This window comes from Rhizobium rhizogenes NBRC 13257 (genome assembly GCF_000696095.1).
Classification (GTDB): Bacteria; Pseudomonadota; Alphaproteobacteria; order Rhizobiales; family Rhizobiaceae; genus Rhizobium; species Rhizobium rhizogenes.
In genome coordinates this window covers 328,670-342,362 of record NZ_BAYX01000006.1, presented here as the reverse complement: position 1 = coordinate 342,362, position 13,693 = coordinate 328,670, and the positions used below count along the sequence as shown (strand labels likewise).

General features: G+C 60.1%; 13 protein-coding genes. 9 read left to right on the top strand and 4 right to left on the bottom strand.

The features are described 5' to 3' along the window. Positions 1-282: 282 nt before the first annotated feature. The 6 genes from RRH01S_RS15745 (at position 283) to RRH01S_RS15720 (ending at position 5,906) form a co-directional block, all read left to right on the top strand. Complete coding sequence (locus tag RRH01S_RS15745) at positions 283-873, top strand: sigma-70 family RNA polymerase sigma factor (protein ID WP_007700528.1); 591 nt, start codon at positions 283-285, stop codon at positions 871-873. Between the two features lie 2 nt (positions 874-875). Continuing rightward, positions 876-1,406 carry a GNAT family N-acetyltransferase gene (locus tag RRH01S_RS15740; RefSeq protein ID WP_012649847.1) on the top strand — a complete coding sequence of 177 codons (531 nt, stop codon included), beginning with the start codon at positions 876-878 and terminating at the stop codon, positions 1,404-1,406. Next, a complete protein-coding gene (locus RRH01S_RS15735; RefSeq protein WP_007700522.1) occupies positions 1,403-2,227 on the top strand; it encodes an ATP-binding cassette domain-containing protein in 825 nt (274 codons plus the stop codon). Before RRH01S_RS15740 ends, RRH01S_RS15735 begins: the two co-directional genes overlap by 4 nt. Beyond that, the gene (locus RRH01S_RS15730; protein ID WP_007700520.1) at positions 2,217-3,125 is read left to right on the top strand and encodes an iron-siderophore ABC transporter substrate-binding protein; all 909 of its coding nucleotides are present in this window, start codon (positions 2,217-2,219) and stop codon (positions 3,123-3,125) included. The genes RRH01S_RS15735 and RRH01S_RS15730 overlap by 11 nt, the downstream gene beginning before the upstream one ends. Further along, positions 3,125-5,110 carry a Fe(3+)-hydroxamate ABC transporter permease FhuB gene (gene fhuB, locus RRH01S_RS15725; protein ID WP_042472797.1) on the top strand — a complete coding sequence of 662 codons (1,986 nt, stop codon included), beginning with the start codon at positions 3,125-3,127 and terminating at the stop codon, positions 5,108-5,110. The genes RRH01S_RS15730 and fhuB overlap by 1 nt, the downstream gene beginning before the upstream one ends. A 70-nt stretch (positions 5,111-5,180) precedes the next feature. Continuing rightward, complete coding sequence (locus RRH01S_RS15720; protein ID WP_012649844.1) at positions 5,181-5,906, top strand: beta-ketoacyl-ACP reductase; 726 nt, start codon at positions 5,181-5,183, stop codon at positions 5,904-5,906. Positions 5,907-6,133: 227 nt separating this feature from the next. On the opposite strand, the gene RRH01S_RS15715 is transcribed toward RRH01S_RS15720, so the two are convergent. Together RRH01S_RS15715 and RRH01S_RS15710 are read right to left on the bottom strand one after the other, a co-directional pair. Then, a complete protein-coding gene (locus RRH01S_RS15715) occupies positions 6,134-6,526 on the bottom strand; it encodes a GFA family protein (RefSeq protein WP_034515365.1) in 393 nt (130 codons plus the stop codon). Between the two features lie 190 nt (positions 6,527-6,716). Further along, positions 6,717-8,906: a TonB-dependent siderophore receptor gene (locus RRH01S_RS15710; protein ID WP_042472793.1), complete on the bottom strand. Its 2,190-nt coding sequence runs from the start codon at positions 8,904-8,906 to the stop codon at positions 6,717-6,719. Between the two features lie 320 nt (positions 8,907-9,226). Between RRH01S_RS15710 and RRH01S_RS15705 the strand changes: the two genes are divergently transcribed. From RRH01S_RS15705 to RRH01S_RS15695, 3 genes are all read left to right on the top strand, one after another. Beyond that, positions 9,227-10,129, top strand: a complete 903-nt coding sequence (locus tag RRH01S_RS15705; protein WP_042472789.1) for an alpha/beta hydrolase — start codon at positions 9,227-9,229, stop codon at positions 10,127-10,129. A 163-nt stretch (positions 10,130-10,292) separates the two neighbouring features. Continuing rightward, a complete protein-coding gene (locus tag RRH01S_RS15700) occupies positions 10,293-11,069 on the top strand; it encodes a cyclase family protein (protein WP_007700507.1) in 777 nt (258 codons plus the stop codon). A 185-nt stretch (positions 11,070-11,254) separates the two neighbouring features. Continuing rightward, positions 11,255-11,977 carry a 4'-phosphopantetheinyl transferase family protein gene (locus RRH01S_RS15695; protein WP_042472786.1) on the top strand — a complete coding sequence of 241 codons (723 nt, stop codon included), beginning with the start codon at positions 11,255-11,257 and terminating at the stop codon, positions 11,975-11,977. A 30-nt stretch (positions 11,978-12,007) separates the two neighbouring features. Here RRH01S_RS15695 and maiA read toward each other — a convergent pair whose 3' ends face one another. Continuing rightward, positions 12,008-12,640: a maleylacetoacetate isomerase gene (gene maiA / locus RRH01S_RS15690; protein ID WP_042472782.1), complete on the bottom strand. Its 633-nt coding sequence runs from the start codon at positions 12,638-12,640 to the stop codon at positions 12,008-12,010. After that, on the bottom strand, positions 12,637-13,662 hold the full coding sequence (locus RRH01S_RS15685; RefSeq protein ID WP_042472779.1) for a fumarylacetoacetate hydrolase family protein: 1,026 nt from the start codon (positions 13,660-13,662) through the stop codon (positions 12,637-12,639). The genes maiA and RRH01S_RS15685 overlap by 4 nt, the downstream gene beginning before the upstream one ends. Between the last annotated feature and the right edge of the window lie 31 nt (positions 13,663-13,693).

The window sequence follows — 13,693 nt, the reverse complement described above, 5'->3', positions numbered from 1 at the left end:
ATCCCTTCCAGCGCCCGTCATTTCGCAGCGGCTAATCCTCGCTCATGGGCCACTATCAGTGTCTTAGCGGAGCTTAGATCGATCAGTCGACATCGAAAAGGCATCATGCCAACCACAGATTCTTCCAATAAAAATCAATAAAATTAATGGGATATCATGAAATAAGGCAGGAAGCCGGCGCTGACGCGTTTTTATGTTGACTAACATTATCATGTTTTTTAGGGTGCGCCAAAACAGAGGGGTACATCGAAATGCAACTTTGGATTTCAGAGAGAACCCGACATGGTCGTCAATCCTTCGCAGTCGATATCGAATGAACAGCTCAAAGCAGCACTCCTCGCCTATCCTAAGCTATTGGCCAGCGCCCGCCGGATCACCGGCTGCATGACGCTTGCCGAAGACGTCGTTCAGGAAGTCCTCCTTCAATTGGTCTCCAAGCCGCTCAAGTCCGATATAGCCGCGCCGGCACCCTATGTGATGCGTATGGTCCGCAATCTCGCCAGGGACCACATGCGCCGGCTGCGCTATGAACGAGGCCTGTTCGTCGAAGAGCAGGTCGGCGGCAGCACATCGGCCTATGGCAGTCCCGAAGAGCGGCTGCGCGAAACCGAGGCGTATGAGGCCTTTCGGTGCACGGTCGAGGCGATGCCCGCCAGAACGCGGAAATTCTACGAGGAACACTATTTTGACGACGTCCCTCAAAACATCATCGCGAAAGAGGCCGGCGTTTCATGCGCTCTCGTTTGCGGACTGCTCAGGGATGCCCACTCGCGCTGCCTGGCGGCCATATCGCTGAATGCCGATCAGACGACGGAATCCTACAGCAATCATGGGCGCCATCGCTCGCCGAGACCTAGAGAAATGAGGGCCTGACAATGTATGATGCCGGAGTTTCCGGGAGCGGGTTCTCACCTTCGGATGAGCGCAGCCAGATCCAGGATGCGATAGAGATCACCAGCGACAAGGGCAATATCTGCCGCGAGATCATGTCGGAACTGACCGAATGGTTCAGTGAACCCGATGTCATAGAGACATGCGCGGAGGCGATCGAGTCGCTGCCGATGTTCGGCTGCGTCGACAATAACAGGATCGCCGGTTTCGTCGCGATGCGATCCCATCCCCCGGACGCCATGGAAATATTGGTCATCGCCACAAGGCGCGCCTACCACCGCAGCGGGGTCGGCAAGCGGTTGCTTGCGGCCGCCGAGGATTGCGCCCGCAGTGCCGGCTGCAAGATCCTGACGGTCAAGACGCTGGCGCCGCGTGGGAAGGACGAACCTCAATACGACGCAACGCGCGCCTTCTATGACAGGAACGGCTTTATCCGCGCGGAGATCTTTCCGACGCTCTGGCATGAGGATCATCCCTGCTTGTTCTTCGTCAAACCACTCGAGGCCATCAGTTGACCGCGTCACCTAAAAGCGAAATGGCCGTCGAGCCTTCCAACGAGCAGCCGGCCGTCTTCACCACGGAGAAGCTACGTTTCGATGTGGACGGCCGAACCATCCTTCATCCGCTCGATCTGAGCTTCAGAGCCGGCGAAATCTCGGGCTTGATCGGCCACAATGGTTCGGGAAAATCCACCCTGATCAAGCTGCTCGCCCGGCAGATCCAACCAAGCGGCGGCCAGGTGCTGTTCGACAGCGCGCCCGCCGGCTCCTACGATGCACGCGCCTTCGCCCGGGCGGTTGCCTACCTGCCGCAGGACACATCCTCGGCCGCCGGCATGACCGTCAAGGAACTGGTCGCCTCCGGCCGCTACCCCTGGCATGGGGCGCTCGGTCGCTTTACCGACCTCGACCGGGAAAAGGTCGAGACCGCCCTGCGGCTCACCCATGTCGACACCTTGGCGGGCCGGATGGTCGACACACTTTCCGGCGGCGAGCGCCAGCGGGTGTGGATCGCCATGCTGATTGCGCAGGATAGCCGCTGTCTTCTGCTCGACGAGCCGACCTCCGCCCTCGATATCGCGCACCAGATGGAGGTGCTGGGCCTCGTGCACGAGCTGTGCCGCACCAAGAACCTGAGCGCCATTCTCGTCCTCCACGACATCAATATCGCATCTCGTTTCTGCGATCATCTCTATGCGCTGAAGGCAGGACGGTTGATCGCCGCCGGCCCGTCCGCAAGCCTGATGAAAGCGGAAACCCTTCATGCCATCTATGGCGCGGACATGGGCGTCACCGCCCATCCCGTGCACGGAACCCCGCTCGCCTATGTCATCTGACGGACCTCTCGACATCTTCAGGCTGTCGCGCCGCAACGCCCTGATCGCCGCCGCCGCGATGCTCGCCGCTCCTCGGATCGGGTGCGCCGCATCACCAATGTCCGGCCCGATCGTTTCGCTCGATTACGGCCTGGCCTCGACCCTTCTGGCGCTTGGGGTGACGCCGGCTGCCATCGTCTCGCTTGCCGATTGGGACAAATGGGTGGTGGAGCCGAAAATGCCATCTGGCGTCGTTGATCTCGGGACCGCCTGGGAAATCAATCTTGAAATCCTGGCGAGCCTCAAGCCGGCCCTGATCCTGACGACCCCCTATCTGGCCGCCCTCAAACCACGCCTCGAACCGATCGCACCCGTTCTGGAGCTGACGATCTATGCCGAAGGGGGAGAGGCATTGCCTCGCGCCATCGAGGCGACCAGGACGTTGGCCACAGCGATCGGCCGCGAGCCGCAGGCCGCCGATTTCCTCGCAAGATCGGAGCAGTTCTTCGATGATTGCGCCCGGCGGGTCCAACGGATGTCACCGTCGCCGCTGGCGCTCGTCAGTTTCGTCGATCAGCATCATGCCCGCATCTACGGCGGCGCTGGCCTCTATCAGAACGTCATGACCCGGATCGGCCTAAAGAACGCCTGGACGGGTAGCGGCAATTTCTGGGGTTTCGAGACCATCGGCATCGAACAGCTGGCTTCGCTCGATCAGAACCTGCGGCTGATCGTCTTCGAACCGCTCATTCCCCCCAATATCCTGTCCGGCCTGGAAGAGAGCCCCTTGTGGACCAGCCTGCCATTCGTCAAAGCCGGGCGGATCTCGGTTCTTCCCGGCTCTCTTATGTTCGGCATGGTGCAGGAGGCCGAGCGCTTCGCCCGCATCCTGCTTGACCATCTTGAGAAGGCGGCCTGATGCGTATCCATTCAGATAATAGCCTCGGTGCTCCCGCCGTAGCGGTCGGGCTTCTGCTGCTCGCCGGCCTGCTCGCCTGGCATCAGGTCTCGCCCGATCTCTCGCGCCTGACGGCGCAGGATGTCGCATACGATCCGCGCCGGATGCTGCTTCTTTATTCGACCCTGCCGAGGATCGTTACCGCGCTTATTTCCGGCGCGGCACTGGCGCTGGCGGGAAGCCTGCTCCAGCAGGTGTTGCGCAACCCGCTTGCCTCGCCGACGACGCTCGGCATCTCCGCCGGCGCAAACCTCGCACTGGTCGCCGCGATGCTCGCCTTTCCAGCTCTTGAAGGGTTGAGCCGGGATGCGGTCGCCCTCTTCGGCAGCGCGGCCGCGGCGGCTGTCGTCTTCCTGATCGGCGCACGGCGCGGCTTCTCGCCCTTTGCACTGGTTCTTGCCGGATTGATCGTCAGCGTCTGGAGCGGCGCGCTTGCCGCCATTCTCGTTCTCATGAACGACCGCTATCTCTCCGGCCTGTTCATTTGGGGCGCCGGGTCCCTGGCGCAGCAGAGCTGGACGATACCGTTGTCGCTGCTTCCCAAGATCGCCGCTCTTGCGATCCTCGCCGTCCTGATGGCCCGACCGCTATCGCTGATGGAACTCGGAGACAGCGGCGCCAGCGGGCTCGGCCTGTCGGTCAAGCGAACCCGCATCACCGCCGTCTGCATCGCCATCGCGCTAGCCGCAATCGTCACCAGCGCGGTCGGCGTCATCGGCTTCATCGGCCTCATCGCTCCCGGGATCGCCCGCCTTGCCGGTGCACGGCAGATGAAGAGCCAGCTTATCTGGTCGCCGCTGATCGGTGCCGGATTGCTGCTTCTGACCGACGAGGCATTGGCATTTTTGACCACAGACTCCTCGACCTTTCTACCGACGGGCGCCGTCACCGCGTTTCTCGGCGCGCCGTTGTTGCTGCTGATGCTGCCGCGCCTTCGGGTAACGCAGCGGGGCGTGCCGGCCTCTCCGGAGCCAAAAGGTCGGCTCGAACACGTCTCACCCGCCCTTATTGCCGCAGCAAGTGTTCTTCTCCTCATCCTCGTCGCCGGTGCGATCTTCTTCGGACGCGCGCCAGACGGAACATGGAACATTCTTGCCTACCTGAATTGGCCGGATGTGCTGCCCTACCGCCTGCCGCGCGTGATCGCCGCCTTTGCCGCCGGCATTATGCTCGCCGCGGTCGGCTCGATCCTGCAGCGCCTCACCGGCAATGAAATGGCGAGCCCCGAAGTGCTGGGCATATCGGCCGGCGCGACCATCGGCGTGACCGCCGCGCTCTTTCTCCTGCCGGCGCCCGGCATGGCGGCGCAGCTCGGCTTCGGTGGCCTCGGCGCGCTCGCCATCCTCATCGCCATTTTCATTTTCGGCATGCGGTCAGGTTTTGCGCCGGAACGTGTCCTGCTGACGGGGATCGCGCTCGGCGCAATGCTGGATGCCTCGATCAGCGTTCTCGCGGCAAGCGGGGATCCCCGCGCAATGACGGTGATGCAATGGATGAGCGGATCGACCTATCTGGTCGACACGCCGAAGGCCGCCGCAGCCGTGATCGCGGCGATCATCGGCCTGATCCTCTCGTTTCTCGCCCGTCGCTGGCTCGACCTGCTGCCGCTCGGCCCGCAGGCGGCACAGGCGATCGGCATTCGCGTCAATCTCGCGCGCGGCTGCCTCTTTTCACTGGCAGCCGCCATGACCGCCGCCGCTACGCTCGTGGTCGGCCCCTTGAGCTTCATCGGCCTGATGGGTCCCCATCTGGCGCGCGAGCTTGGAATGCGGCGCGCCATGCCGCAGCTTGCCGGCGCGGCACTGGCCGGCGGGGGGCTGATGGTGCTCGCCGACTGGTTCGGCAGAATGATCGCCTTTCCCTATCAGATCCCGGCAGGCCTCGTGTCGGCGCTGGTCGGAGCACCACTGCTGTTGATCCTGCTGCTTCGCAGAAGGAGAGCTTGATGACAAAGGCATCCCTCTGTCCCGGTTGATATCGAAACCGGGTTCACACGAAAATGGCAGGGAGAAAAACATGACCAGGATCGCTTTGGTAACGGGAGGCACGCGCGGGATTGGCGCGGCGATTTCTATTGCTCTGCAAGAGGCGGGTTACAGGGTTGCGGCCAGCTATGTCGGCAATGATGACGTCGCTCGCGCGTTCCGGGAAAAGACCGGCATTCCGGTCTACCGGTGGGACATTCGCGATTATCAGGCCTGCAAGGAAGGGATTGCCCGGGTCGAGGGCGATCTCGGGCCGATCGACGTGCTCGTCAACAATGCCGGCATCACCCGCGACGGCATGTTCCACAAGATCTCACCCGAGGACTGGAATGCGGTCATCAGCACAAATCTGAGTGGGCTGTTCAACATGACCCATCCGGTATGGCCGGGGATGCGCGAGCGGAATTTCGGCCGGGTGATCAATATTTCCTCGATCAACGGGCAGAAAGGCCAGCTCGGCCAGGCCAATTACTCCGCCGCGAAAGCCGGCGATCTCGGCTTCACGAAAGCGCTAGCACAAGAGGGCGCTGCCAAGGGGATCACCGTCAACGCCATTTGCCCCGGCTATATCGGCACAGAGATGGTTCGGGCCATGCCGGAAAAGGTGCTGAAGGAACACGTCCTCCCGCAGATACCGGTCGGCCGCCTTGGCGAGCCCGAGGAAATCGCGCGTTGCGTGGTCTTCCTTGCCTCCGATGAGGCCGGCTTCATCACCGGATCGACACTGACCGCCAATGGCGGCCAGTATCTTGCCTAGAACGTTTCAGCGCTTCACTTAAGCGCAGTAACACTCTAGCCCTTTGTTTTTACGCAATTCCGGACGGAAAACCGCAGCACACTTTTCCTGGAATTGCTCTAAGTAAGAAGGAAGAAAGGCGGGCTGGTGTCGCAGCCCGCCCGGAGATATCACCGACCTCCAAATGGGTCGGCACGTCATGAAGCGGACAAAAACCTCGGAGGCATCCCACGCATGTGACGTGCGACCTATTCCTCAAAGCGGCTCGTATCGTCACGATCGCGGTCGTATCGTTTCGTGAGCGGAAACGGCGGCAACCAGGCTTCGCGGCGAATGGTCCAGAGTTCGTAGGTTGGCATCAGCTGGTCAGGAGCATCGAGGGACCCCAGGTTCACCTCGATTTCGTCCGCGGTGCGTGCAAAAACGGGCGAGCCGCAGCGGGGGCAGAAAAACCGCCCGGCGTAGTCGCGTGTTTCGCCATCAACCGTCACCGCATCCTGAGGGAAGATCGCGGAAGCGTGAAAAAGCGCGCCATGATGCTTGCGGCAGTCGAGACAGTGACAAAGGCCGACCCGGTATGGGAGCCCCACCGCTACGATGCGGACATTGCCGCACAGGCAACCGCCCGTGAATCGGTCCATGCTGCATCTCCTCCAAGATCAAGCGGGCGGACTATTTACAACGAACATCGCAGCCATTGCAATTTTCCGCCACGGGCGGGATGCATCATTATTCCAGAGTTGGCGCCAGAGATCATCGCTTTCAGACGAACGGAGCCTGGCGGCACATGACGCGTCGCCCTCTATTATAAAGGGCGACGCGTAAGTCATTTTACCAGCGATACTTGAGCGAAGCGGTGATGTTGCGGCCCTGGCCCAGGTAGCAATAGCCTTCGTTGCAGACCGTCAGGCGTCGGTTGGCGATGTTGCGAACGTCGACGGATGCCGTCAGGCCTTTGTATTTTTGGTCAATTGCACCGAAATCGTAGGAGAGCGCCGCATCCAGATAGAAGCTTGCATCATTCTTGGCGGTGTTGGCCGTGCTGGTATAGGTCTTGCCCGTGTAGCGAATGCCGGTGCCGACCGTAAGGCCGTTTGCGGCCGTATCCTCCTGGAAGGTATAGTTCGACCACAAGCTGACAATATTCTTCGGCGTAACCGCAGGTGCGTTACCGGTGTCGTCGCCGGCAGTGATTTCGGAGTGATTGTAGGAATAGGCCGCAATCACATCCCAACCGTCTGTGACGTTCGCCTTGGCCTCCAGCTCAATACCCCTGTTGGTAACCTCACCAAGCGAAGCATAGACAAGTGTCAGCGGATTAACCAAGACGGGCTTGTTCTTCTCGACGAGGTTATAAGCAACGGCGGACAATAGAATGTCGGTGCCCGGCGGCTGATATTTCACACCCAGCTCGTATTGTTCACCCTTCGTGGGATCCAGGATTTGGCCGGAGGCGGATCGCTGCGTGACCGGATCGAAGGAGGTCGAATAGCTGGTGAAGGGTGCAATGCCGTTGTCGAAGAGATAGAGCGCGCCGGTTTGGACTGAAAAAGCATGCTTGCTGAGGCTGTCGTCCGTGCTCGTTCCGGAGGATACGTAGGTCGTATCCGACGATTGCTTGACCCAGGTCTGGCGCCCGCCGAGCGTGAAGCGCCATTTGTCGAGTTCGATCTGATCAAGGGCGTAAGCGCCGATCTGCTGCATGCTAGCGCCGACCCGGCTGTAATTATACTCCGGCGTCGGACCTGATACCCCGTAAGTCGGATTATCAATATCGAAGTCGTAGGCCGCGCTGGCCGTCGAATCAAACCCATACGCGAAGGAATCGTTCATATGGGTGTAGTCCAAGCCGAACAGCACGGTATGGGCGGCCGGACCGGTATCGAACTTCGATTCAAGCTGGTTGTCGACCTGGAAGACGTTCATGGTATCGCTGATTGCACTCGCGCGGCGATGAGCGACATTACCGGTCCAGCTGTAGACGGCGAGATAGCGCGCTTTCAGATCCAGATGAGAATAGCGCAGATTCTGGCGGAAGGTGAAGCCGCCGTCGAACTCGTGTTCGAACTGGTAACCGACCTGCTGCTGGCGCGTCTTCTGATAGTCATAGTCCGGATCGCTCGCGCGCAATTTGAGGACATTGCCGTCGGGGCCGGTCAGCGCACCGACATTGGCATCGCCTTCGGTGGACTGTGCCGAGCCGTAAACCGTGAATTTCGTGGCATCGTCCGGCTTCCAGGTGAAGGACGGCTGTATGAAATAGCGATCGTCGGCAATATCGAAATTGGTGTCGCCCTTTCGCGCGAGACCGACGATCCGGTACAGCATGCTGTCATCGTCCTGATTGACCCGGCCGCCAAAGTCGAACATCGTCTGGGCACGGTCCGATGTTCCATAGACGACCCCGACCTCCCTGATCGTCTCATCCGTCGGCAGCTTCGAGATCTTGTTGACGATGCCGCCCGGCGAGCCTGGGCCATAAAGCACGGATGTCGGCCCCTTGATCACTTCGACCCGGTCGAGCGAATAGGGATCCGTGCGGAACATCCCGTAGTTCATATAGGGTTGCCGCAGACCGTCGCGAAAATCACCCGTGGTGGTAACGTCATTGCCGCGGATATAGACCTGATCGAAGCGTGGATCGAAACCATAGGAGCCAGTCTGGACGCCGGCGGAATAACGCACCGCCTCGATGATGTCCTGGGCGCCGCGCTCCTCCATTTCCTTCTTTGTGATCACGGAAACGGATCGCGGTGTCTCGACCAGCGGCGTATCGATCTTCGTGGCGCCCTTGCTCTTCTTGGCTGCGACGGTAGAATTATCGCTCGCATCACTTGTATTGCCGTTAACGACAATCGGAGCAAGCTGCGTCGCGTTCCCTGCACTCCCATTGGCTGAGGAGTCCTGGGCAAAGGCATTCCCGCTCAATGCAAGCACCGTGGCAAGCGCCGTCGTCGTGCGCGCCAGATAGAATCTATCTCTCTTTAAGTAAATGATATTATTGAATGATTTAAACGCCATAACGAGCCCTGTCCACCCATTCCTGAAAAGATGGCGCAAACTAGATCGTCATACCGGACTTCGTCAAGAATACATGATTTAAATAGTCATCTTTTTACCATTTTTGATCTCGTACGCCTCGAATCTGTTGAAAAACGCACGGATCAGCATCGGATATTATTGCTCTACTCAATTTTTAGTTGCTGCCACAGAGGCTGACCATCTGCTTGCCAGAGCATTGCCAAAATAATATGAGGAATTCAATCATATTTCGAGTCGGCCACGCGATTCCAAAAAGGAACCGCGCAGCGCTATCGGTCGCTCGACCCTGCGGAGAGAACATGCCCAACCCGTCATCCAGCGCGACAGAGGCGTCGCTTGCGCCCGTGACGATCGCCGACGCCAGTTTTGCCGATCTCAGCTCCGGCAATGCCAACGAGCCCTATCGCATCTTTCTCTACCGCCCCGCCAAGACACCCCCGCCCGAGGGGTGGCCTGTTTTGTATCTCACGGACGGCAACGCCTGCTTCGCGACGACGGTCGATGCCTTGAAGGTGCAAGCTTCCTATCCGAACGGGACCAATGTCTGCGACGGCGTCGTCGTCGCCATCGGCTATCCCACCGATGAACCCTATGATCCGCTGCGACGTTCCTGGGATTTGAGCCCGCCTCCCGGCCGGGTCTATCCGCCCTTCTTTCCCGACACACCGGATGTCAGAACAGGCGGCGGCGGCGAGTTCCTCACCTTTATCGAAGAGCGATTGAAGCCCTGGGTCGAAGAGCAAGTTCCCATCGACCGCTCCCGCCAGACCCTGTTCGGCCATTCCTTCGGCGGGCTGTTCGCCCTCTACGCCCTGTTTTCAAAACCCACCGCCTTCAACCGATGGGTCGCGGCGAGCCCGGCGATATTCTGGGAAGATGCGGCGATCCTTGCGGCGGAAAAAACGTTCCTGGCAGAGCATGAGGCTTTCCTCGACATCGAGCTGCATCTGTCTGCCGGTCAATATGAGGGCGAGGTGCTGGCACCCTTTCACAAGGGAACGCCGGAGGAACAGAAGCGGCAGGAGCGCGCCAGGGAAACCCGGACGGTGGGATATGCCCAGGAAATGGCCCTGCGACTGGCGGGGTCGGCCACGCTGCCGGGGAAAGTCATGTTCGAAGAATATGCAGGCGAAAATCACATGTCGGTGCTTCCGGTCGCCTTGAACAGGGCGGCGCAGATTGCGTTCCGAAGAGCAGACTGACAGCAAATACCAAGGCCTCGACTGCGCGAGAGCGCATCTTCGGCTTTACAATCCTCAATCACTTTTCGGCCCGAAACCAACGGGCTAAGGAAATAGCCGCTTGGGGCTCGCATCTCGTCGGCATCGATCAGGACCGACGGGTGGAATTGAGGAAAAACAAATCATGGCGCAAACCATTGTCGATCTGTCGGTGCCGATAGCCAACGATATCCCGGCGGATCCTCCAGTCCAGATTCCTCACATCGAATACATCGATCACAAGCAGAGCCTTTCACAGATTCTGCCGTTCTTTCCGGGTCTTGCCGCCGAAGATCTACCGGACGGCGAAGGCTGGGCCGTCGAGCGCGTCACCCTTACGACGCATAACGGCACCCATCTTGATGCGCCGTGGCACTATCACTCCACCATGGATTATGGCCTGCCCGCGCTCAAGATCGATGAGATCCCGCTGGAATGGTGCTTTCAACCGGGCGTCAAGCTGGACTTTCGTCACTTCGAAGACGGCTATGTCGTCACCGCTGCGGATGTCGAAGCCGAGCTTGAACGCATCGGACACACCCTGAAGCCTCTGGAAATCGTCGTCGTCAACACGTCGGCGGGCAAACGTTTCGGCCAGAACGATTATGTCGCCAGCGGTTGCGGCATGGGATACGAGGCGACCATGTATCTCTTGGAACGCGGCGTGAAGGTGACCGGCACCGACGGCTGGAGCTGGGATGCTCCCTTCGTCCACACGGCCAGACGATATGCGTCGACCGGCGACGCCTCGCTGATCTGGGAAGGTCACAAGGCGGGGCGGCACCGGGGATATTGCCATATCGAGAAACTGCACAATCTCGAAGCACTTCCCTCGACGGGTTTCAAGATCAGCTGCTTCCCCGTCAAGATCGAGCGCGCTTCCGCCGGCTGGACGCGGGCAGTCGCCATCATCGACGGCTGAGATTATGGGCCTGGCGGTTGACATAGCAATGTCGGCCGCCTGAAAGACCGGGAAAATCCGGGGCTTACATCCGCATTCGTTTTCGATAAGTAAATGGCATGAGACTTCTGGCGATCAGTGACCTGCATCCGGCAGCTGCCTGCCACATTGGTGCTTAAGACAAGGTGCCAGCGGGAGCTTGATGCATGATGGCAAAAGACGAAGTCGTCGTCTGGTGGATGCGTACCGACGATGCCGAGCGGCATTTACCGCAACTGGAAGCGCTGCTCGATGACACCGAGCGCGCACGCGCCGCTCGTTTTCATTTCCAGCGCGACCGTTCATCCTATATCGCGGCGCATGCCCTTGGGCGCAGCCTACTCTCAACGTATGCCGGCGGCGACCCGACCGGCTGGCGCTTCACGACAGGCGATCACGGCAAGCCGGAAGTCATCTCGCCGCATTCCGGTCCCCGGTTGCGTCTCAATCTATCGCATACGCACGGACTAGCGGCCGCGATCCTGACGCTGGATCATGATGTCGGGATCGACGTGGAATGGCTCGACCGAAAACCCGCCATCGATCTCGCCGAGCACTTCTTCGCGCCCGCCGAATGCGCGCATCTGGCAGCCGTTGCACCGGAACTTGTCCATGAAGTCTTCCTGACATTCTGGACCCTCAAGGAAGCCTATGTGAAAGCGATCGGTAAGGGACTGGCGCAGCCGTTGAACTCCTTCGCACTTATCCTCGATCCGCTGTCGATCCGGTTCGACGACGAACTGGCCGGCGATCCCGCACATTGGCTACTCCGCCGCTTCCAGCCAACGTGTGATCATCTGATGGCGCTCGCGCTGTATCACCCAAGACCACATAACGTGACCATCACGACACTGGCCGCCGATTCAAGCTTGCTGCTTTCAACGAGGTGACGACGGGGCTCCGGCGAGCAATGCTTTCCGTTATGATCTCATACGGTCGGGATGCGCCGCCTGAAATGCGGGTAGTTCGGCACACTTGCCATCGATATCGACGATGCGCTTGAGCTCGGTCAGGTCCACGCCCCAGCGGCGGGCATTATAGACCTGCGGAACGAGACAAAGGTCCGCCATCGTCGGCCGATCGCCAAAACTGAAGGCACCATCGAATTCGCCGAGCATCACCTCAAGTTTACTCAGTCCATCCGAGATGAAGTGCCGCATCCATTCCTCTCGGGCCTCGGCCTTGCCTGTCAGGGTCATGACCTCTGCCACGACATGCATGTTGCATATGGGATGGATGTCCATGGCGATCGCATAGGCAAGCGCTCGAACCTGTTGCCGGCCAGCGGGGTCACGGGGCAGCAATCCACTCTCCGGCCAGGTTTCGGCCAGATACTCGATGATCGAAAGCGACTGCGTCAGCGTCCTTCCGTCGATCACAAATGTCGGCACGAGACCCTGCGGGTTCAGCGCAAGATAGTCCGGTTTTTTATGCTCTCCCTCCAAAAGGTTGATCGGCACTGTCCTGTAGCCAATCCCCAGCATGTTGAGCGCGATACGGACGCGGTAGCTCGCGGACGATCTCCAATAGTCGTAGAGAACGACCTCGTTCATGTCGCCCCGCCCCCACTATATCGCTCGACAGTCTGCTCGATCGCCCCGAAAATCGAATGGCCGGCCCGATCCTTCATCTCGATGCGGACCTGATCGCCAAATTTCAGGAATGGAGTTTTTGGCGACCCGCTTTCGATCGTCTCGATCACCCGGATCTCGGCGATGCAGGAATAGCCATCGCCTCCATTCTCGATCGGCTTGCCCGGCCCGCCCTCCAGCTTGTTGGACACCGTTCCCGAGCCGATGATCGTGCCGGTCACCAGATCGCGGGTCCTGGCCGCATGGGCGATCAGCTGGCCGAAATCGAATGTCATATCGACGCCGGCATTCGCCTTGCCGAAGGCCCTGCCGTTCAGGTTCACGAGCAGCGGCAGATGCAGCTTGCCGCCGTCCCACGCCTCTCCAAGCTCGTCCGGCGTCACCGCGACTGGAGAAAAAGCCGATGCGGGCTTGGACTGGAAAAAACCAAATCCCTTCGCCAGCTCTTCCGGAATGAGACCACGCAGCGACACGTCATTGACGAGCATCACCAACTGGATGGCGGCACGCGCAACCTCCGCATTGCTCCCCATGGCCACATCGCCAACAATGACGGCGACCTCGCCCTCCATGTCGATGCCGTAGGCCTCGTCGGCCGCCAGGATCGGATCGCGCGGCGCGAGAAAGCTGTCCGAGCCGCCTTGATACATCAATGGGTCCACCCAAAAGCTCGCCGGCATCTCGGCATTGCGCGCCTTGCGCACCAACTCGACATGATTGACATAGGCCGAACCGTCGGCCCACTGATAGGCTCGCGGCAAAGGCGACGTGGCGTCATGCTCGTGAAACCGGATTGTCGGCTGGGCGCCCGTCTCGATACCCTCGGCAATCAACGCCAGTCTCGGCGCCACATGCTCCCAGTCGTCAAGAGCTGCCTGCAAGGTGCGGGCGATGTGCCCGACCTCGGAGCAGCAGGTAAGGTCGCGGGAGACGACGACGAGCCGCCCGTCCCGTGTGGAATCTTTCAATGTCGCGAGCTTCATGTCCTGGCTCCAGTGTCGGAGGATGAATGGC

Coding starts and splice junctions, on each gene's coding strand:
- RRH01S_RS15745 (WP_007700528.1), top strand. CDS start 283: ATGGTCGTCAATCCTTCGCAGTCGATATCGAATGAACAGCTCAAAGCA.
- RRH01S_RS15740 (WP_012649847.1), top strand. CDS start 876: ATGTATGATGCCGGAGTTTCCGGGAGCGGGTTCTCACCTTCGGATGAG.
- RRH01S_RS15730 (WP_007700520.1), top strand. CDS start 2,217: ATGTCATCTGACGGACCTCTCGACATCTTCAGGCTGTCGCGCCGCAAC.
- fhuB (WP_042472797.1), top strand. CDS start 3,125: ATGCGTATCCATTCAGATAATAGCCTCGGTGCTCCCGCCGTAGCGGTC.
- RRH01S_RS15720 (WP_012649844.1), top strand. CDS start 5,181: ATGACCAGGATCGCTTTGGTAACGGGAGGCACGCGCGGGATTGGCGCG.
- RRH01S_RS15715 (WP_034515365.1), bottom strand. CDS start 6,526: ATGGACCGATTCACGGGCGGTTGCCTGTGCGGCAATGTCCGCATCGTA.
- RRH01S_RS15710 (WP_042472793.1), bottom strand. CDS start 8,906: ATGGCGTTTAAATCATTCAATAATATCATTTACTTAAAGAGAGATAGA.
- RRH01S_RS15705 (WP_042472789.1), top strand. CDS start 9,227: ATGCCCAACCCGTCATCCAGCGCGACAGAGGCGTCGCTTGCGCCCGTG.
- RRH01S_RS15700 (WP_007700507.1), top strand. CDS start 10,293: ATGGCGCAAACCATTGTCGATCTGTCGGTGCCGATAGCCAACGATATC.
- RRH01S_RS15695 (WP_042472786.1), top strand. CDS start 11,255: ATGATGGCAAAAGACGAAGTCGTCGTCTGGTGGATGCGTACCGACGAT.
- maiA (WP_042472782.1), bottom strand. CDS start 12,640: ATGAACGAGGTCGTTCTCTACGACTATTGGAGATCGTCCGCGAGCTAC.
- RRH01S_RS15685 (WP_042472779.1), bottom strand. CDS start 13,662: ATGAAGCTCGCGACATTGAAAGATTCCACACGGGACGGGCGGCTCGTC.